Consider the following 19,236-nt stretch of genomic DNA (forward strand, 5'->3'; position numbering starts at 1 on the left):
TCCGCAAAGTCAGAATTCGGTTATCAAAAGTTGGAGCAGGCGGTCATTCGTTGGGTTCGGTCCCGACAGTTTATCAAGGGGGCACTGGCAGTTTTCCCTGCGCTGGCGGGCCGCAGGGCAAGTTTCGCCAGTCTGCGGGAGAGTTTCCGTTCCCTGTTCGCCACAGGCGGATAGCATCGGCCTATGAACTCCGCAGCCGCATCCGAGGCAACGCAGCCGCCGTCGGAACTTGAAGCAGGGCCCCGGGCGTCCAGCAAGGGCCGCGTGTTGGCCTGGGCGGCGTGGGACTGGGGGTCCGCGGCGTTCAACGCGGTCATGACGACGTTCGTCTTCACGGTCTACCTGACCTCCCAGGCGTTCGGCGGCGAAGACCGGGCCTCGGCGGTGCTCGGCGGAGCGCTGGCCATTGCCGGGGCGGCCATCGCGCTGCTCGCCCCGGTCACCGGCCAGCGATCCGACACCGGTGGCCGCCGCAAGCTCTGGCTGGGAGTGAACACGGCCGCCGTCGCGGTCCTGACGGCACTGTGCTTCTTCGTGTTTCCCCGGCCCGAGTTCCTCCTGCTCGGGGTGTCCCTGATCGCCCTGGCCAACGTGTTCTTCGAGTTCGCGGGCGTCAACTACAACGCCATGCTGGCTCAGATTTCCACGCCCCGGAACATCGGCAAGGTCAGCGGGTTCGGCTGGGGCATGGGCTACCTCGGCGGCATCGTGGCCCTGCTCATCGTGCTCCAGCTCTTCGTGCAGCCGAGCTTCGAGTGGTTCGGCGCCTCCACCCAGGACAGCCTCAACATCCGGCTGGTGGCGGTGTTCTCCGCCCTGTGGTTCTTTATCTTCGCCCTGCCGGTGATGTTCGCGGTCCCTGAGCTGCCCAAGCCGAAACGCGCAGCGAGCCTCGGGTTCCTCGCGTCGTACGGGCTGCTGGCGCGCAGGATCAAGGCGATCTACCGGACCAGCCCGCACACCATCTTCTTCCTGCTGGCCAGCGCCATCTTCCGGGACGGGCTGGCGGCGGTCTTCACCTTCGGCGGAATCATCGCGGCGGGCACCTTCGGCTTCGCGCTGCCGCAGGTCATCTTCTTCGCCATCTTCGGCAACGTCGTGGCGGCCGTGGGCGCGATCATCGGCGGCTTCCTGGATGACAGGGTGGGGCCCAAGGCCGTGATCATCGGCTCCCTCACCGGGCTGCTGGTTGCGGGGACGGTGATCCTGGTGCTGGGTAACGACAACCACACGTTCTTCGGCGTGCCGTGGTCAGGTGCCACGACGTTCTGGGTTTTCGGCCTGTTCCTTTGCCTGTTCGTCGGTCCCGCGCAGTCCTCCTCGCGCGCCTACCTCGCCCGGCTGGCCCCGCAGGGCGAATCCGGCGAGCTGTTCGGCCTGTACGCGACCACCGGCCGCGCCGTCAGCTTCCTCGCACCGACCCTGTTCACCCTGTGCATCACGGTTGCCACTCCCCTGGTGGCCCAAGGGGAAGCACAGCGCTGGGGCATCCTCGGCATCATGGTGGTGCTGCTGGCCGGGCTTCTGGTCCTCCTGCCCGTGAAGGCCCCGAGCGAGGCCGAGATCGCGGTCGTCCCGCAGTCCTAGCCGGCTCTGGGCGCGAACGCACACTTAAGCCCCGCCGGTCCGGCGCGAACGCACACTTAAGCCCCGCAGCAGGGGGACCCAGTTTCAGCCGAAATCGCAGGTTCGCGGACTAGGCTGATGTTATGTACATGGAAGAGACAGACCTCCCGGGCCTGGGCAGGCGCAAGGACTTCATGACCGCTTCCGGCCGGCGGATCGGGGTGGTGGAACTCCGCGAGGGCCAGACGGAGCTGTTCGTTTCCACCTGGGATGACCCGGACACGTGCCAGGCCTCGATTCCGCTGACCGGTGAGGAAGCGGCATGTCTGGGGAACCTGCTGGGAGGCCAGCACCTGGCCATGACGCTGACCGAGGCCCACCGGGAGGTTCCCGGCATCGCCACCCGGCAATTCTCCATTGCCGCGGACTCCCCGTTCCAGAACCAGCCCATGGGCAAAGCCCGCATCCGCACGCGGTGCGGCGTTTCGATTGTGGCGATCATGCGTGAAGGCGAAGTGGTTCCTTCGCCTGGCCCCGACGTCCACCTTCACCCCGGCGACCTGCTGGTCGCCGTCGGCACGCAAGAAGGTCTGGACGCTGCGGCCGACATCCTGCGCAACGGCTGATCCTCATGGACCGCGTGGCCCTGTCGCTCATCGAACTGGGGGCAGTCGTGTTCTGCCTCGGCCTGCTGGCGAGGCTCGCGGGGCGGATCGGGATGTCCCCCATTCCGCTGTATCTGGTGGGCGGACTGTTCTTCGGTGCGGGCGGCGTGGTGGAACTGAGCGGCATGAAGGAGTTTTCCCACCTCGCGGGTGAGATCGGCGTCATCCTGCTCCTGCTTATGCTCGGTCTGGAATATACGGCAACCGAACTCGTGACGGGCCTGCGCAGATCATGGAAGGCCGGCATCCTCGACTTCGTCCTGAACTTCGTTCCCGGCGCTGCCCTGGCCGCCCTCCTGGGATGGGGAGTCGTGGGCGCCATGGTTATGGGCGGCGTCACGTACATATCGTCATCGGGCATCGCGGCCAAGGTCATCACGGACCTTGGCCGCATCGGTAACCGTGAGACACCAGTGGTGCTCTCCATCCTGGTGTTCGAGGACCTTGCCATGGCGATCTATCTGCCGATCCTCACCGCCACGCTTGCCGGGGTCAGCTTTCTGGGCGGCCTGCAGACCGTGGGCGTCTCGCTGGCTGTCGTCACCGTGGTGCTGCTGGTTGCCCTGCGGCACGGGCACCACGTCTCCAAAGCCGTGCACAGCGAGAATTCCGAGGTTTTCCTGCTGAACCTGCTGGGGGCCGCCCTGCTGGTTTCGGGCCTGGCGGCGGCGCTGCAGGTGTCCGCCGCGGTGGGCGCCTTCATGCTCGGCATCGCGATCTCCGGCGCCACGGCCCACAGCGCCACGCGGATCCTTGAGCCGCTGCGGGACCTGTTTGCCGCCATCTTCTTCGTGGCGTTCGGGCTCAACACCGACCCCGCCTCCATCCCGCCGGTGCTGGCGTGGGCGCTGGTCCTCGCGGTGCTCACCGCCGCCACCAAGATCATCACCGGAGCCTGGGCCGCCAAGCGTGCAGGCATCGCGCGTCCGGGACGCTTCCGCGCAGGGGCTGCGCTGATAGCGCGGGGCGAGTTCTCCATTGTCATCGCCGGGCTCGCCGTGACGTCCGGAGCGGTCGAGGCCGAGCTCGCCGCCCTGGCCACGGCATACGTCCTGATCATGGCGGTCCTGGGTCCGCTGGCCGCCCGCTACATCGAGCCGCTCGTCAAGAAATTCTCCCGCCCGGCGCGGCCGGAGCCAGTGCCGGCCTGATCCCGTTCGTGGCGGGCCAGCCGGCCTGATCCCGGCCGGCCCGAATCCGACGTCCGCGCTAAATGTCGGTCCGGTGGAAGTTCAGGTGGCTGCGGCTCGCGGTGGGTCCGCGCTGGCCCTGGTAGCGGTTGCCGTACTCGCCGGAGCCGTAGGGGAACTCCGCGGCGGAGGTCAGCCGGAAGAAGCAGAGCTGGCCGATCTTCATGCCCGGCCAGAGTTTGATGGGCAGCGTAGCCATGTTGGACAGCTCCAGCGTGACGTGCCCGGAAAAGCCGGGATCGATGAAGCCGGCCGTGGAATGCGTCAGCAGGCCGAGGCGTCCGAGCGAGGACTTGCCCTCCAGGCGCGCGGCGATGTCGTCCGGCAGCGTGACGGTTTCGTAGGTGGAGCCCAGCACGAATTCGCCGGGGTGCAGGATGAACGGTTCGCCCTCTTCCACCTCCACCAGCCGGGTCAGCTCGGGCTGCTCTTCGGCGGGATCGATGTGGGCGTATTTGTGGTTGTCGAACAGCCGGAAATAGCGGTCAATCCGGACATCCACCGAGGACGGCTGGACCATCGCGGCTTCGTACGGATCGAGGACGATCCGTTCGGAATCAATTTCGGCACGAATGTCGCGGTCAGAGATCAGCACACCGTCAAAAATACCATTGCCGGTCCCCTGCCCTGCCGCTAGTGTTGCGTGAACAATCAGGCCGACGGTCTCACGTCACACGGTCAGAAATAGAGCTGGGGATATTTTGAACAGGATTGCGGCCAAGGCCGCTGTTGCACTCGCCTGCGCCCTGGCGTTGGCGACGCCCGCGGCCAGCGGCCTGCCAACCATGGCACCCGCCGGCAGATCCGCTGCCGCCATGCCGGGCACCACTGCCCCCTCACCGGAAGCCCCGGCGCTAGCAGCCGCTCCCGGTTCCGGTGCAGCGGCTGCCCTTCCGGCCGACGCCCCGCCACCGGCCATGCCCGACGACGGCGGCACAGCCCCCGCGGCGACCTCACCCGGGCTTCCACTCACCGATCCGGCTGACACCGGAACACCAGCGGCACCCGCCGCCCAGGAGGGACCTGCCCAGGAGGGGCCTGCCGCTGCCAGCCACACCACGCAGCCCGCTCCCGCCCGGGCCCCGGCCCAGACCTCCCAACCCACGGCGCCCGCGGGCCCGCCGGAACCAGCCTCGATCCCGCCGCTCTCAGCCCCTGCCGATGCGTTCGCCGCACCGCCATACACGGCCCGCACGGAGCCGGGCAGCGCCGCCAAGGGCCTGCTGACAACGCAGGCGCTGGTGCCGGACAGCAATGCCGCCCAGGTGGCCGCCGTCTTCAACGCCGTCAACACCTACCGGGCGTCCCTGGGCCTGCCGGCGGTCAAGTACCACGCGACGGTTGCCGGCATGGCGCAGGACTGGTCGGACAGCATCGCCTCCCGCGAGGTCATTGAACACCGGGTGAATTTCTGGACAGATGCGCGGGCCCTGAGCCCGAACAACGGCGCAGGCGAGGTCATTGCCGTCCGCTGGGACCGGGACGCCGCGCAACTCGTCGAATGGTGGAAGAATTCGCCGGCCCACAACGCCATCCTTACCGACCCCCGGTTCAACGTCGTCGGCATTGGCATCACTTTCACCGACGGGAACTGGCAAACCACCCCCAGCCGCTACACCATGTGGGGCGTGGTGAATTTCTTCGGCTACTCGGCGCTGCCCGCCGGCACCACGGCCGCGCCGGGTGGCAGCACCTCGGTTCCCGTGCAGCCAACAGATGTGTGCGAGCCCCTGGTCAAGCACATGCCGCCCACGCTGGACCTGGCCACGGCGGCCATCAAGGGTGCCGGGGACATCGTGTCGGTCGACGCCGCGGGGCAGCTCATCAACCGGCCCGCACTGGACGCCGGACAGTTCGGCCCGCCCGACACCATCGGCACCGGCTTCGGGGCCGCGCGGCAGGTTCTTGTTACGGACTGGGACCGGGACGGTGTTTTCGACGTCCTGGCGCAATGGTCCGACGGCCGCCTGACCCTGTATCCCGGGCAGCTGGCGGGTGGGTTCCTGCCACCGGTCACACTGGGGCAGTCCGGCTGGGCGGGCATGACACTGGCCGTCGGCGGTTGGTGCTCCACCAACAGGCTTCCCGAGCTGCTGGCCCTCGACTCCGACTCAAACCTCTGGCTCTATCCCAACCGGGGCGCCGGCGACCTCGTCCAGCGGACCCTCATCGCTACCGGCGTCGCCGCGACACGGCTCGCCTTGGTGGATTACGACGGCGACGGTTTCCAGGACCTGCTGGCCCGCCAGGGCGACGGCAACGTTCTGCTGTACAGGGGTTCCGGAGGGCCGTCGCCCAAAGCCGAAGCCCGGACACTGGTCGCCAGCGGGTGGGGTGACGTGACAGCGATCCGCACACTGCACGGAGTCACCGGCATCTACTCCGTCGGTCTGGTCCTGCAGCGCACCGGCATCGCCGGGCAAACCAGCCCCGTGCAGTACTGGAATCTCGACGCCGGCGTCCTGTCGCCGCCATCGGCCGTTCCCGGGACGTGGGCGGGCCAGCGGCTGGCTCAGTAAGCAGTAAACAGTAGGCGCGCACCGGAACAATAGGAGTTTTTGTCCAGATATTGGCCTCAAAAGGCCGCTTAGCTCGCAATATCTGTACAAAAACTCCGGCGAACAAGCGAAAAGCCTCAGTCCGCCGTCGTCCGTTCTTCGATGACGCCGGGGAGCTTCGCAAGCTGTCCCACGGCCGCCCGGAGCTGGCGCCGGTATGCCGGACGGATGAAGCTCCAGAAACCAAGCGTCGGCGCCTCAAGCGCGAACCGCACCCGGGTCCCGTCTCGCTCGGTGCTGAGGTAAAAGCCGCCGCGCAGGAGGGACGGACCGGCCACCACCTGGAACTGAATTTCGGCGCCAGGCCGCGCCTGGGTGATCTCGTAATCGCGCGCCACCGGCCGGTCCCGGGGGCCGTCCATGGTGACCTGGTACCTGGCGCCCACGCTGCCGGCGCTACCCGAGCTGAGCCCTATGCTCCGGACACCGGCCTGCCAAATGGGCAGATTCGCGCCGTCCAGGAGGAATGAGTAGACCGTCATGGCGTCGCGCGCAACGAGGACCTCGTGTTCTGCACCTGCCATGGGGATCCTTTTCCGACGTCGGGCCTGCCTTGCGTAGCCCGTTCCCCTTACTGCAGCTAACGAGATTCAGGATAGTCACCCGCGCCGGCAAGCGGCCGCGCACCGCCCGGGCCTTTACCGAACAGTTACGGGAGGCCTTCCGGCTTGGCTCGCCGACGCGCGCGGACTCGTGATCCAGATGGCCGGAGTCGCCGTGCAACTGCGCTAAGCTAGGTTCTGCCCCGGGCAGTTTCCGGTGCGACTGCGGCTGTAGCTCAATGGTAGAGCGCTAGCTTCCCAAGCTTGATACGCGGGTTCGATTCCCGTCAGCCGCTCCAAACCATCCCTTGAATGCGCCGCCTGCGGCGTCATGGCGCCCGGCGCACCACCCTCAGCGGTCCCCGCCGGTTCCGCAGGTCCACCTTCAGCGTCAGCTCACCTTTGCGGGCAAGCACGACGGCGACAGTCGCCGCGGCGAGCGCCGGCACCCCTCCGGCCACCAGCAGCCCGGCGTGCGGATCAAGGTGTTCGGCAATGAAACCGATCATCGGTCCGCCGAGGGCCTGGCCACCGATCAGCACCATGATGTACAGGCTCATCACGCGGCCCCGGATGCTCATGTTGGAGCTGGTCTGCACCAGCTGGTTGGATGCGGTGAGGAACATCAGGCACCAGAACCCGGAGAGCACCAGCGCGGCGCCGAAGAGCGGCAGGGTGGGGACAGCGGCGGAGAGGCACAGCATCAGCCCGTACATCCCGGCTGCCAGGACCACCGACCGCAGCCGGAGCTGCCGGCGCCGGGTGGACGCGACCGCCCCGGTCAGCGCCCCGAGCGCCACGAGCGCATTCAGCATGCCGTAACCGCCCGCACCGATGCCGTACACGCGGTCCGCGAAGGCGGCGAGCAGCACCGGCAGGCTCATGGCGAACACGGCAATGAAGCCCACCATGAGCCACGGCCAGTAGATGGTGGGCTTACTCAGCGCGTACCGCAGTCCTTCCCGCAGCATTCCCTTGGACTTGGGCGCCGGCGCGCTGACGAACAGCTCGTCCCGGCGCAGCAGCAGGAGCATCGCCACGGTGGAGCAGCAGGCCGCGGCATTGGCGGCGAAGGCCCAGCCCGCACCGACGGCCGTGAGCAGCACCCCGGCAATGGCCGGACCGATCAGCCCGCCCAGCTGGAACGTCGTCGAGTTAACGCTGATGGCGTTGCGGAGGTACCGGGGCCCCACCAGCTCATGGACGAAGACCTGCCGGGCGGGCTGGTCCAGCACGGTGACCAAACCGAGCACCAGGGCGATGACGTAGACGTGCCAGACCTCGATCCTCCCGGTGAGTGCGAGGGCCGCGAGCGCAGCGGCGAGGATGGCAGCGGCGGACTGGCACATGATGAGGATCCGGCGCTTGGCGAACCGGTCCGCGACCATTCCGCCCCACGGTCCCAGAAGCAGGGACGGCAGGAACTGAAGCGCCACCGTGAAGCCGACGGCGGTGACCGATCCGGAGAGCTGGAGCACCAGCCAGTCCTGGGCGATCCGCTGCATCCAGATGGCGATGACGGCAATGAAGTGGCCTGTGGCGAAGAGCCTGAAGTTGGGGACCCGGAGTGAGATGAAGGTGTGCCGCCACGGAAGGCGTTCACTGACGACGGCGACGGGCTGGGTGACGGTGGCCAGTGGCGGCGGTGGGGGTGTCACAGGGGTTCCTCAGGTGAGCGGGCCGGCGGGGATGTCCTCAACGCTATGGCGCACACTTCTAATTGTGGAAGACTATTGCTCCTATAACTATCATTGCTGAACGTAATGATGCCCGCCGTCGAGGAGGACGCAATGTTCGAACCGGCCCAGCTCCGATCGTTCCTCGCCGTCGCCGAAACGCTGAGCTTTACCAAGGCGGCAGAACGCTTGGGCCTGGCCCAGCCGACGGTAAGCCAGCACGTGCGCAAGCTCGAGCTTGCCGCCAAGCGGACGCTGATCAGCCGGGACACGAGGGACGTCAGGCTGACGGACAACGGCGATGCCATGGCAGGCTTCGCAAGGAGCATCCTCGCGGCCCACGACGCCGCCGCCCGCTATTTTTCCGGTTCGGCCATGCGCGGGCGCCTGCGCTTCGGCACCGCCGACGACCTCGCCATTACCGGCCTGCCGCGCATCCTGCGTGAGTTCCGGCAGATCTATCCGCAGATCAACCTCGAGCTCACGGTCGGCCAGAGTGACCAGCTGTACAAGCGCCTGAATTCCGGCCAGCTGGACCTCGTCTTCGTGAAATGGGTAGCCGGCGCCAAGGACGGCACCGTGGTCCAGCACGACACGTTCTCCTGGGTGGGCCTCGAACAGACCGCACTGGAGCCGGGCCATCCGGTGCCGCTCATCGCCTACCCGGCCCCGAGCCTGAGCCGCAAGCTTGCCATCGATGCCCTCGAATCCGTGGGCCGGACGTGGCGCATCACGTGTACCACCAAGCAGATCAGCGGGGTGCTGGCAGCCGTCCGCGCCGGCATCGGGGTGGCCGTGATGCCGTCCTCGCTGGTGCCCGAGGATCTGAAAATCATCACCCGGCGCTTCGAGCTGCCGCCGGTGGGGGATGTCGATTTCACACTGATCAGGAACCCTTTAGCGAACGCCGAGGTCATCGACGCCCTGACCCAGGCCATCATGGGAAGGACCCTGAAGAAGCCTGTTTAAGCCGGAAAATGATTGATAACGGTTCGCAGCTGTCTTATGCTGTGACTGTTGCGGTCATGCAGCGGCCGATAACACACAGGTTTCGATAACGAACATTGCCGGCAATGACGCCCGCGTGTTCGGGATAGGTACGCCGTGACCACAGCCGCAAACCCCCGCTATACCCGCCACTCCATGACCGTAGAGGCCGAATATGTCGGCCAGCCAAACTGCGAAAAGTGCGGAACAGACGAGTTCATCTACCTCGAATCCTTCGTGCCGCCCAAGCACCGCCAGGACGGCACCGTCCGGAAGCTGGGCGAAGTCGCGTACACCTGCACGCGCTGCGAGGACTTTTCCGCACACAGCGTTCCCGCGTCGTGGGCTCCACCCGGCTGGTATTTGGGTTAAGCAGCAACGGACAAACAGTTCGGGCGGGCACCTTGTGGTGCCCGCCCGTTCTATTGCCCCATTAGATCGCTGGATCAGCAGACCCCTAGATCAGTGAATCGGAGAGGTGGTTCGGCGTACCGAAACGGTGCGCTGTGATGCTGACAGCCTGCTCGTGCAGGAACGGCAGCATTTCAACACGGCCGGCCTCCGTCACCTCGTGGCCGTAGATGGCCAGGTCCGGGCGGCCGCCGGTCGCGTCGGCCAGGTCCGGGGCGGAGCCGCCGATCAGGCGGATGCGTCCGCCGGACAGCTTGTCCTCCGCGGCGAGACGGCCCACGGACGCCAGCCACGCGGCGTCGTCCTCCACCGTCACAGGGATGTCCAGCCCGGTGAGCACGGAACGCAGCTGGGCGGGAAGTTCGACGCCGGACGATACGGTGACCGGGGCACCGGCAAGTACGCCGGCGGCAACTGTCCGGACGAGCGCCCGGAGGGACTCGCCGTCGGAGAGCCGGACGGTGACCGGCAGCGCACGGTAGCGGAAGATGTTCCGCTCGGCGCTCAGGCCCGAGACGTCCTTGGCGGTGCCGAATTCGTCCGCCCAGGCGATGGCGTCGGAGCCCAGCGCACGCTGCAGGGCCTCGATGTCCGCAGCGTCGAGTTCGCCCTTCACGGCGTCCACGAGGCGCTGCACCCTGCGGTTGGCGATGCCCGCCGCAGCGCCCCGGGTGCTCTCGGTGCTGGTCCAGTCGCCGAGGCCGGCGAGGTAATTGGGGCCGCCTGCCTTGGTGCCGGCGCCAACCGCAGACTTCTTCCAGCCGCCGAACGGCTGGCGCTGCACGATGGCACCGGTGATGCCGCGGTTGATGTAGAGGTTGCCTGCCTGGATGGTGTCCAGCCAGAGTGCCAGCTCGTCGGTGTTGAGGGAGTGCAGGCCGGCGGTGAGGCCGTACTCGATCTGGTTCTGGATGGCGATTGCCTCTTCCAGGGTGTCCGCGGTCATGACGCCGAGGACGGGGCCGAAGAACTCGGTCAGGTGGAAGTAGGAGCCGCGCTTGACGCCGTAGCGCACGCCCGGGCTCCAGAGTCGGCCGGTGTCGTCGAGCTTGCGGGGCTCGACGGCCCAGTTCTCACCCTCGCCGAGGGTGGTCAGCGCGTTGAGCAGCTTGCCCTTGGCCGGTTCAATGATCGGACCCATCTGGCTGGTGGGGTCCTGCGGGTAGCCCACCTTGAGGGAGGTCACGGCGTCGATCAGCTGGTTGTGGAACCGCTTCGAGGTGGCCACGGAGCCCACCAGGATCACCAGCGAGGCCGCGGAGCACTTCTGTCCGGCGTGGCCGAAGGCTGAGTAGGCCACGTCCTTCGCGGCGAGGTCCAGGTCAGCGCTGGGGGTGACGATGATGGCGTTCTTGCCGCTGGTTTCGGCCAGCAGCGGCAGGTCCTTGCGGAACGAGCGGAACAGTTCGGCGGTCTCGTAGCCGCCGGTGAGGATGACGCGGTCCACGGCGGGGTGGGAGATCAGCTGCTGGCCGAGCTCGCGTTCACCCAGCTGCACCATGGTGAGCACGTCCCGCGGGACGCCCGCCTCCCACAGTGCCTCGATCATCACGGCGCCGCTGCGGCTGGCCTGCTTGGCGGGCTTGATCACGACGGCGGAGCCGGCGGCGAGTGCCGCCAGTGTGGAACCGGCGGGGATGGCCACCGGGAAGTTCCACGGCGGCGTGACCACGGTGAGCTTCGCGGGCACGAACGTGGCGCCGTCGACGTCGTCGAGCTTGCGGGCGGATTCGGCGTAGTAGTGGGCGAAGTCAACGGCCTCGCTGACCTCGGGGTCGCCCTGGTCGATGGTCTTGCCGGTCTCGCTGGCCATGACCTCGAGCAGCTCCGCGCGGCGGGCCTCGAGGACGTCGCCGGCGCGGTGCAGGATCTCGGCACGCTCGGCGCCGGACAGCGCACCCCAGGCCTTGCCCTTTTCCACGGCCGTGGCAATCACGGTGTTGAGCGTGTCCGCGTCCGCGATGGTGGCGGCTTCAACGGAGGCGTTGCCCAGGGTCGACGTCGGCACCCGGTCCAGGATGGCCCGGCCCCAGTCGCGGTTGGCGGGCAGGGACGGGTCCGTGTCCGGGGTGTTCCGGAAACCGGTGCGGGGCATCAGCTCTGCCGGGAGGCTGCGGTTCTGCTGGCGGTTGGGCGGCGGGACCTCGTCGTCGAGCTTTTCCAGGGAGGACAGGAAGCGCTGCTTTTCGCGCTCGAACAGCGCTTCGTTTTCACTGAGCTCGAAGACGGCGGACATGAAGTTTTCCTGGCTGGCGCCCTCTTCGAGGCGGCGGATCAGGTAGGCGATGGCGACGTCGAATTCGGCCGGGTGGACCACCGGCGTGTAGAGCAGCAGGGAGCCGACGTCCTTCTTGACCGCCTCGGCCTGTCCCTGCGCCATGCCCAGCAGCATCTCGAATTCGATGCCCGACTCGACGCCGCGCTGCTTGGCCAGCAGCCAGGCGAAGGCGATGTCGAACAGGTTGTGGCCGGCCACGCCGATGCGGATGTTGCCGATGCGGTCGGGGTGCAGCGAGTAGTTGATGACGCGCTTGTAGTTGGTGTCCGAGTCCTGCTTGGTGCCCCAGGTGGCCAGCGGCCAGTCGTGCAGCGAGGATTCCACCTGCTCCATCGGAAGGTTGGCGCCCTTGACCACGCGGACCTTGATGGCCGCGCCGCCATCGGCACGGCGGGCGGCGGCCCAGTCCTGCAGGCGGATCATGGCGGACAGGGCGTCCGGAAGGTAGGCCTGGAGCACGATGCCGGCTTCCAGGTTCTTGAACTCGGGCTTGTCCAGGATCCGGGTGAAGACCGCAATGGTCATGTCCAGGTCCTTGTACTCCTCCATGTCCAGGTTGATGAACTTGGCCTTGGGGAACGAGGCGGCCCGGGCGAAAAGCGGCGTGAGCTTCTCGACGACGTGCTCCACGGCCTCGTCGAAGGCCCAAGCCGAATGCGGGGCCACGGTGGATGACACCTTGATGGAGACGTAGTCCACATCCGGGCGGGCCAGCAGCGTGTGGGTTCCCTCGAGCCGGCGGGAGGCCTCGTGCTCGCCCAGCACAGCCTCGCCGAGCAGGTTCACGTTCAGCTTGATGCCGTCCTTGCGGATCTTGGCGATGGCGGGGCCCAGCTTGGAGTCGGTGGCGTCAACGATGAGGTGGCCCACCATTTCGCGCAGGACCTTGCGGGCCACCGGAATGACAACCTGCGGCAGGACCGGGGCCATGAGGCCGCCCATCTGGACAGCGCTGCGCATGTACCAGGGCAGGAAGGCGGGAACCTTCGGGGCGAGCGCGGCGAGGTTGCGGGCGGCCACGTGCAGGTCCTCGGGACGGACCACGCCGTCCACGAAGCCCACGGTGAAGTCCAGCCCGTTCGGGTCCTTGAGTACGCCGGCGAGCTGCTCGGCGGATGCGTCCACGGGAACCTTGCTGGCTTCGGTCAGCCAGCGGCGGACGAGGGCGATTGCGTCGGCGGCCAGAGCTGTCGCTTTTGCGACGTCGGACCCTTCCGAGGGGGTGGCGACGGCGCCGGTAACAGCGGCGTCCTTGCCTGCCTGCACGCGGTGATCCGTTGCGGTGTTGGTCATGGCTTTCCTCGTTCTTTCAGTGCGATTGGATCGTCTTATCCATCAGTATGGGCTTCCCTTCGCTTAAGATAAAGCGATCTTTGCTAAGCGATACACGTTAGAAAAACCGATCGTTCTGTATTTACATTGGGCACCCCAAAATGCTGCCCTTCCGGCCCCGGCGATCGCCCAGTTTCCGCCGCCTTCCCAGACCCGTCCTCAGCTTTCGCCGCTTGTTCGCGAACCCTTCCTCACCGGCATGAGGAAGGGTTGCGACAATTGCTGCAGTACGTGAGGAAGCGTTGCGTGTACGGCTGCAAGACGTGAGGAAGCGTTGCGTGTACGGCTGCAAGACGTGAGGACGCGTTGCGTGTACGGCTGCAGTACGTGAGGAAGGGTTGCGACAATTGCTGCAGTACGTGAGGAAGCGTTGCGTGTACGGCTGCAAGACGTGAGGAAGCGTGGCCAAAATCCCTGCAGGACGTGAGGAAGCGTCAGGAACCACAAACCCTCCCTCAGCTTTCGTCGCTTGTTCTCAAACGCGCCCTCAGCTTTTGTCGCCTCCTCCCAAACCCTCCCTCAGCTTTCGTCGCCAAACGACGAACCCTCCCGCACCTGAGAGGTGCGGGAGGGTTCGTCGGTATGGCGCCAAATGAAGGGAGCTACACGGGCGTGTGCATCTCCACGGCCTCGTCGTGCCGCGGGCTGTTCGGGTTCATTAGGGAGTGCCGCTTGCCGTAGCCGAAGTAGATCACCAGGCCAATCACGAGCCAGATGCCGAAGCGCAGCCATGTCTCCCAGTGCAGCTGGAACATCAGGAAGGCGGAGGCCAGGACACCGAACGCGGGGACCACCGGCATCAGCGGCAGGCGGAAGGTCCGCGGGGCCTCCGGCTTGGTGTAGCGGAAGATGATCACGGAAACGCACACCACTACGAATGCCGCGAGGATGCCGATGTTCGTGAGGTCAGCGACGGCCTTGATCGGGAACACGCCGGCCAGAAGCGCCGACGCAATGCCGCCGATCCAGGTCACGCGCTGCGGGGTTCCGTGCCGGTCCGTCTTCGAGAACCAGCCGGGGAGGAGTCCGTCGCGGCTCATGGAGAACCACACGCGGGTGACGCCGAGGAGGAACGTGAGCATCACGGTAAGGATGGACAGCACGGCGAAGACCGAGATGATGGTGGCGATGACAGGAAGGCCGACGCCTTGGAATGCCGAAGCGAATCCGGCGGCGGGATCAATGTCCTTGTAATTCTGCATGCCCGTGAGCACGAGGGTCGCGGCAACGTAGAGGAGCATGGCGATGATGAGCGACAGGACGATGGCCTTGGGCATGTGCTTCTTGCCGTCGGTTGCCTCTTCGGCGGCGGTACTCATGGCGTCGTAGCCGAACACGGCGAAGAACACGGTGGCCGAGCCGGCCAGGACGGGACCAAAGCCGCTAGGCATGAACGGGTTGAAGTTCTGGGTGTTGATGTAGAAGACGCCCAGCCCGATGATGAACAGGATCAAAACAACCTTGATGGCAACGGCAATCAGTTCAAACCGGCCGAAAGTCTTGGTGCCGCGCGAGAGGATCCAAGTAACCAGCAGACAAACCAGGATGGCGGGGAGGTTGATGATGCCGCCCTTGCCTTCGTCAGGGGTGGACGTCATCCACACGGGCATGTGGATCCCGATGCCGGACAGGAACGCGTCGAAGTAGCCGGAGATGCCGATGGCCACCACAGCCACGATCGCGATGTACTCCAGGAGCAGGTCCCAGCCGATGAACCAGCCGACGATTTCGCCCAGGGCCACATAGCCGTAGGTGTATGCCGAGCCGGCGCGCGGGATCATGCCGGCGAATTCTGCGTAGGACAGTGCCGCTGCGGCCGAAGCCAGGCCCGCGATCAGGAAGGAAATCAGCACCGCAGGTCCGACGCCCGGCGTGTCCGCGCTGCCGTGCGCCACGAGTCCGGCCAGCGAAAAGATGCCGACGCCGATGATGCCGCCGACGCCGATGGCGGTCAGCTGCCACAGTCCGAGGGACTTGAATAGGCCGCTGTGCTTGTTCTCTACTTCGATGTCGTCAATGGGCTTGCGCCTCAAGATTGACTGCGAGTGATCTGGTGTACTCATCGGGACTCCTGCGTAGGTGCGGCCCCATCATTTCGCCCTGTGATGGGGGTAACTCAATCTGTTTAGTATGCAAGCAGTGTTGCATTAGATAAAGTGCATACTTCTAACCAGTATTCGTAAGTCCAACTATTCATTTGTGCAACCCAAGGAACAGCCCATGCTTGATGTTCGCCGGTTGAGGCTGCTCCGCGAGCTGAAGATCCGGGGCACGCTTGCCGAGGTTGCCGCAGCTCTGCAGTACAGTCCTTCCTCAGTCTCCCAACAACTGGCCCTGCTTGAGAAGGAAGTTGGGGTGGAACTGCTCAGGAAAACTGGGCGCCGCGTGCAACTCACGCCGCAGGCCGAGGTTCTGGTGGCGCATACAGCCCACCTGTTGGAAACACTGGAACAGGCGGAGGCAGACCTGGCCGCATCACTGACCACGGTTTCGGGCACCGTGCGGATCGCCGTCTTCCAGTCCGCCGCACTGGCACTCATGCCGGACGCGCTGACCCGCCTCGCCGCTACCTACCCCGAAGTCCGGATCGAGATGACACAGCGCGAACCCGAGACGGCGCTGCATGAGACGTGGGCCCGGGACTTCGACCTGGTCATCGCCGAGCAGTATCCCGGCCATGCAGCGCCGCGCTACCCGGAGCTCGACCGCGTGCGCCTCACGAGTGACGCCATCCGCCTCGCAGTCCCGCCGCCCGCCGAGGGCAGGGCGGAAGTCGACTCACTCGCAGACACGGCAGAGATGCCGTGGGTGATGGAACCGCGCGGCGCGGCGTCGCGTCACTGGGCCGAGCAGGCATGCCGGAGTGCAGGCTTCGAGCCCGACGTCCGCTTTGAAACAGCAGACCTCCAGGCCCAGATCCGCCTGATCGAGTCCGGAAATGCCGTCGCCCTGATGCCGGACCTGGTGTGGACCGGCCGGGGCACCACGGCCCAGCTGCTGGATCTCCCCGGCAAGCCGAGGCGGACGGTGTTCACGTCGGTGCGGCGCTCCGGGGCGCAGCGCCCCGCCATCCTCGCGGCCCGCGAAATCCTTGCCTCCACCGCCGCCTCCATCGCGGCTGCCCAGGAAATCGACACTGGCGCGGACGCCTCCGGCGCCCCCGCGGCAACGCCGACAACGGCAGCAGCCACCGCAGCAGAAGGAGCAGCAGAAGGAGCAGCAGGAGCAGCAGGAGCAGCACAAGGAAGACCAGGAGGCGGAGAATCGGTGTAGCGGGGGTGTTCCCTGGCTCACAGCCAAGCGTTGACCCCGGCGTTAGACTGTTCACGTTATGAATCGCACAATGTTTAAGTCCAAGATCCACCGCGCCACCGTCACGCACGCGGACCTGCACTACGTGGGGTCGGTCACCGTAGACCTGGACCTGCTGGATGCTGCCGACATCATGCCCGGCGAGCTCGTGGCCATTGTCGACGTCACCAACGGCGCCCGCCTCGAGACCTACACCATCGCCGGCGAGCGCGGTTCCGGCGTCATCGGGATCAACGGCGCGGCCGCGCACCTGATGCACGAAAACGACATCGTCATTCTGATCACCTACGCCCAGATGACCACGGATGAGGCCAAGGCCTACACCCCCAAGGTGGTCCACGTGGACAAGGACAACAGGATTGTCCAGATCGGCAACGACCCCGCGGAGGGCCACACCACAGGTCTCATGCGCCCGCCGTTCGCGTTGAACAACGCCACGTGCAGCTGACGGCGCCCCTCGACTGATCCAGGGTACCCGACTGATCCAGGGCACCTTGCTGCCCGAATGGCGAGATCCCGGACACAACGTGAACCGCCGCTGAATAAATCTGATTAGGCTGGGATGGTGGACGCCCCCGCCTGTAGCCCCGAGCCTTCAGAGACACCCGGATGCTAGGCGTCCTCGCAGGCTTTTTTGTGGTCTGGTCCATCATCCTGGTGGGCATGTTCGTGGGCCGGCGCAAGATCCTGGGCGAGAATGCCCGGCAGGTCCTGAGCGGGCTGACCTTCTTCGTGGCCAGTCCCGCGCTGCTCTTCGAAACGCTGAGCAGGGCAAGCCTGCGCGACGTGTTCGCGGCACCACTGCTCGTGGCGGCAGTCGGCGCCGCCACCACCGCCGCACTGTTCTTTGTCATCGTCAGGTTCCTGCTCAAGCGCACCGTTCCGGAATCACTGATGTCGTCCATGAGCGCCTCGCTGGCCAACTCCGCCAACCTGGGCATCCCGATTGCCGTGTACGTCCTCGGCGACGCCAGCCATGTCGCTCCCCTGCTGATCTTCCAGCTGGCGTTTTTCACGCCGATGTTCCTCATGGCCCTCGATGCCACCACCAGCTCGCACCGGACCACGCCGCTCCGGTTCGTGATGCTGATCCTGAAGAATCCCATGATCGTCGGTTCGGCCCTTGGGCTGCTGGTCGCCGGAACAGGCTGGCAGGTCCCGCCGCTGCTTCTGGAGCCCATCCACCTGATCGGCGGCGCCGCAATCCCGGCCATGCTGATGGCCTTCGGCATGAGCCTGAACGGGTCAAAGCCGCTGCAGGCGGCCGCCGGCCGGAGAACCGATGCCCTGCTGGCCAGCGGCTTCAAGCTCTTCGTCCACCCGGCGATCGCGTACATCTTTGCACGCTTCGCCCTCGGGCTGGACGGCCCGGCGCTGTTCGCCGTGGTGGTCACATCCGCCCTGCCCACCGCGCAGAACGTGTTCGTCGCCGCCAGCCGGTATAAGGCCGGGCTCACGGTCGCGAAGGACACCGTCCTGATCACTACGATCGTGGCCGTGCCTGCGATGATCGGTGTGGCCCTGCTTCTGGCATAACTGCCGGCCCACCCCTGACCGCTCCGCGGCTGCCGCCCGAATTGGAGGAAACCTTGAACACCACCCTGGACACCGTGATCATCGGTGGCGGAGCCATGGGCTCCGCCACCGCCTGGGCGCTTGCCGCCCGGGGGCGCGACGTGACCCTGCTCGAGCAGTTCACGCCCGGCCACCATAAGGGTGCCTCGCACGGCGCAACCCGGAACCTGAGCCTCTCCTATGCTGAGCCCGAGTACGTCGCCATGCTGGCCGAAACGCTGAAGCTCTGGGCCGAGCTCGAAGACGAGAGCGGCGAACGGCTGCTGGCGCGCACCGGCGTCGTCAACCACGGCCCCGACCCCCGCCTCAGCGACATCCACGCAGCGCTCAGCAGCGCCGGCCTGCGGGCCGACTTTGTGCCGCTCGCCGAAGCCGGCGAGCGCTGGCGCGGCATCCGCTTCGACCAGCAGGTTCTCCACATGCCCGACGGCGGCCAGCTCAACCCCGAGGCCGCCCTCCCGGCGTTCCAGCGGCTCGCGGCGCGGAACGGCGCGGCAATTCGGCACGGCGCGAAGGTTGTGGGGCTGGAAATGCTCGACGACGGCGTCCGGCTCACCGTGGACAACGGCGGGCGGACGGAGGTGCTCACCGCCCGGCAGGCGGTGGTCACCGCTGGCGGCTGGACCTCCAAGCTGCTCGCTGGGTCAGTCTCCACCCCGCGCCTGACGGTCACGCAGGAGCAGCCCGCCCACTTCGGCATCACCGACGACGGCGCCACCTGGCCCGGGTTCAACCATTTCCCCGGCGAGGGCGCAGACTACGCGGGCTTCTACTCCCCCGTGTACGGCATGCTGACCCCCGGCGAGGGCGTCAAGGCGGGCTGGCACGGCGCGGGGCCCGTGGTGGACCCGGACCGGAGGTCCTACCTGCCCGAACCGCGCCAGCGCGCGGCCCTGCAGCAGTACGCGCGGGACTGGCTGCCGGGCGTGGACGCCGACGCCATGACCGACATCAGCTGCACCTACACGACCGCCCCGGACCACAACTTTGTCCTGGACCGGATCGGCCCCGTGGTCGTCGGGGCGGGCTTCGCCGGGCACGGCTTCAAGTTTACGCCGGTGGTGGGCCGGATCCTCGCGGACCTTGCCACCGGAGAGGGCCCGGCGCCGGCGATCTTTGCCGCCTCCCGCGCCTAGAGCGTCTT

At 66.7% G+C, this 19,236-nt stretch carries 15 protein-coding genes and 1 tRNA gene; 11 read left to right on the forward strand and 5 right to left on the reverse strand.

What is annotated here, in order from left to right; all coding sequences use genetic code 11:
* Positions 1-183: 183 nt before the first annotated feature.
* From QF036_RS23680 to QF036_RS23690, 3 genes are all read left to right on the forward strand, one after another.
* Complete coding sequence (locus tag QF036_RS23680; RefSeq protein WP_307105671.1) at positions 184-1,587, forward strand: MFS transporter; 1,404 nt, start codon at positions 184-186, stop codon at positions 1,585-1,587.
* A 122-nt stretch (positions 1,588-1,709) separates the two neighbouring features.
* Positions 1,710-2,192, forward strand: a complete 483-nt coding sequence (locus QF036_RS23685) for a cation:proton antiporter regulatory subunit (RefSeq protein ID WP_307105673.1) — start codon at positions 1,710-1,712, stop codon at positions 2,190-2,192.
* Between the two features lie 5 nt (positions 2,193-2,197).
* A complete protein-coding gene (locus tag QF036_RS23690; RefSeq protein ID WP_307105674.1) occupies positions 2,198-3,382 on the forward strand; it encodes a cation:proton antiporter in 1,185 nt (394 codons plus the stop codon).
* A 58-nt stretch (positions 3,383-3,440) separates the two neighbouring features.
* On the opposite strand, the gene dcd is transcribed toward QF036_RS23690, so the two are convergent.
* Positions 3,441-4,016: a dCTP deaminase gene (gene dcd, locus QF036_RS23695; RefSeq protein ID WP_003803277.1), complete on the reverse strand. Its 576-nt coding sequence runs from the start codon at positions 4,014-4,016 to the stop codon at positions 3,441-3,443.
* 106 nt (positions 4,017-4,122) lie between these two features.
* Between dcd and QF036_RS23700 the strand changes: the two genes are divergently transcribed.
* The gene (locus QF036_RS23700; RefSeq protein WP_307105676.1) at positions 4,123-5,940 is read left to right on the forward strand and encodes a CAP domain-containing protein; all 1,818 of its coding nucleotides are present in this window, start codon (positions 4,123-4,125) and stop codon (positions 5,938-5,940) included.
* A gap of 116 nt (positions 5,941-6,056) precedes the next feature.
* On the opposite strand, the gene QF036_RS23705 is transcribed toward QF036_RS23700, so the two are convergent.
* On the reverse strand, positions 6,057-6,503 hold the full coding sequence (locus QF036_RS23705) for an SRPBCC family protein (protein WP_307105678.1): 447 nt from the start codon (positions 6,501-6,503) through the stop codon (positions 6,057-6,059).
* A 243-nt stretch (positions 6,504-6,746) separates the two neighbouring features.
* Here QF036_RS23705 and QF036_RS23710 point away from each other — a divergent pair.
* Positions 6,747-6,820 (forward strand) — tRNA-Gly (locus tag QF036_RS23710).
* 30 nt (positions 6,821-6,850) lie between these two features.
* On the opposite strand, the gene QF036_RS23715 is transcribed toward QF036_RS23710, so the two are convergent.
* On the reverse strand, positions 6,851-8,179 hold the full coding sequence (locus QF036_RS23715; protein WP_307105680.1) for an MFS transporter: 1,329 nt from the start codon (positions 8,177-8,179) through the stop codon (positions 6,851-6,853).
* Between the two features lie 132 nt (positions 8,180-8,311).
* Between QF036_RS23715 and QF036_RS23720 the strand changes: the two genes are divergently transcribed.
* Both QF036_RS23720 and QF036_RS23725 read left to right on the forward strand, forming a co-directional pair.
* Positions 8,312-9,166: a LysR family transcriptional regulator gene (locus QF036_RS23720; RefSeq protein ID WP_307105681.1), complete on the forward strand. Its 855-nt coding sequence runs from the start codon at positions 8,312-8,314 to the stop codon at positions 9,164-9,166.
* Between the two features lie 135 nt (positions 9,167-9,301).
* Complete coding sequence (locus QF036_RS23725; RefSeq protein ID WP_307105683.1) at positions 9,302-9,556, forward strand: hypothetical protein; 255 nt, start codon at positions 9,302-9,304, stop codon at positions 9,554-9,556.
* A gap of 85 nt (positions 9,557-9,641) precedes the next feature.
* Here the strand turns inward: QF036_RS23725 and QF036_RS23730 are convergent, their stop codons facing one another.
* On the reverse strand, positions 9,642-13,166 hold the full coding sequence (locus QF036_RS23730; protein ID WP_307105684.1) for a bifunctional proline dehydrogenase/L-glutamate gamma-semialdehyde dehydrogenase: 3,525 nt from the start codon (positions 13,164-13,166) through the stop codon (positions 9,642-9,644).
* A 641-nt stretch (positions 13,167-13,807) separates the two neighbouring features.
* Positions 13,808-15,268: an amino acid permease gene (locus tag QF036_RS23735; protein ID WP_307105686.1), complete on the reverse strand. Its 1,461-nt coding sequence runs from the start codon at positions 15,266-15,268 to the stop codon at positions 13,808-13,810.
* Positions 15,269-15,425: 157 nt separating this feature from the next.
* Here QF036_RS23735 and QF036_RS23740 point away from each other — a divergent pair, with 157 nt between their 5' ends.
* The 4 genes from QF036_RS23740 to QF036_RS23755 all read left to right on the forward strand — a co-directional run bounded on the left by QF036_RS23740 (position 15,426) and on the right by QF036_RS23755 (position 19,228).
* Entirely contained in the window at positions 15,426-16,478 is a 1,053-nt protein-coding gene (locus tag QF036_RS23740) for a LysR substrate-binding domain-containing protein (RefSeq protein ID WP_307105687.1), read from the forward strand.
* A gap of 58 nt (positions 16,479-16,536) precedes the next feature.
* A complete protein-coding gene (gene panD, locus QF036_RS23745; RefSeq protein ID WP_307105689.1) occupies positions 16,537-16,965 on the forward strand; it encodes an aspartate 1-decarboxylase in 429 nt (142 codons plus the stop codon).
* A gap of 161 nt (positions 16,966-17,126) precedes the next feature.
* On the forward strand, positions 17,127-18,053 hold the full coding sequence (locus tag QF036_RS23750; protein ID WP_307105692.1) for an AEC family transporter: 927 nt from the start codon (positions 17,127-17,129) through the stop codon (positions 18,051-18,053).
* Between the two features lie 53 nt (positions 18,054-18,106).
* A complete protein-coding gene (locus QF036_RS23755) occupies positions 18,107-19,228 on the forward strand; it encodes an FAD-dependent oxidoreductase (protein ID WP_307105694.1) in 1,122 nt (373 codons plus the stop codon).
* Positions 19,229-19,236: the final 8 nt, after the last annotated feature.

It is taken from the genome of Arthrobacter globiformis, from assembly GCF_030817195.1.
Classification (GTDB): domain Bacteria; phylum Actinomycetota; class Actinomycetes; order Actinomycetales; family Micrococcaceae; genus Arthrobacter; species Arthrobacter globiformis_D.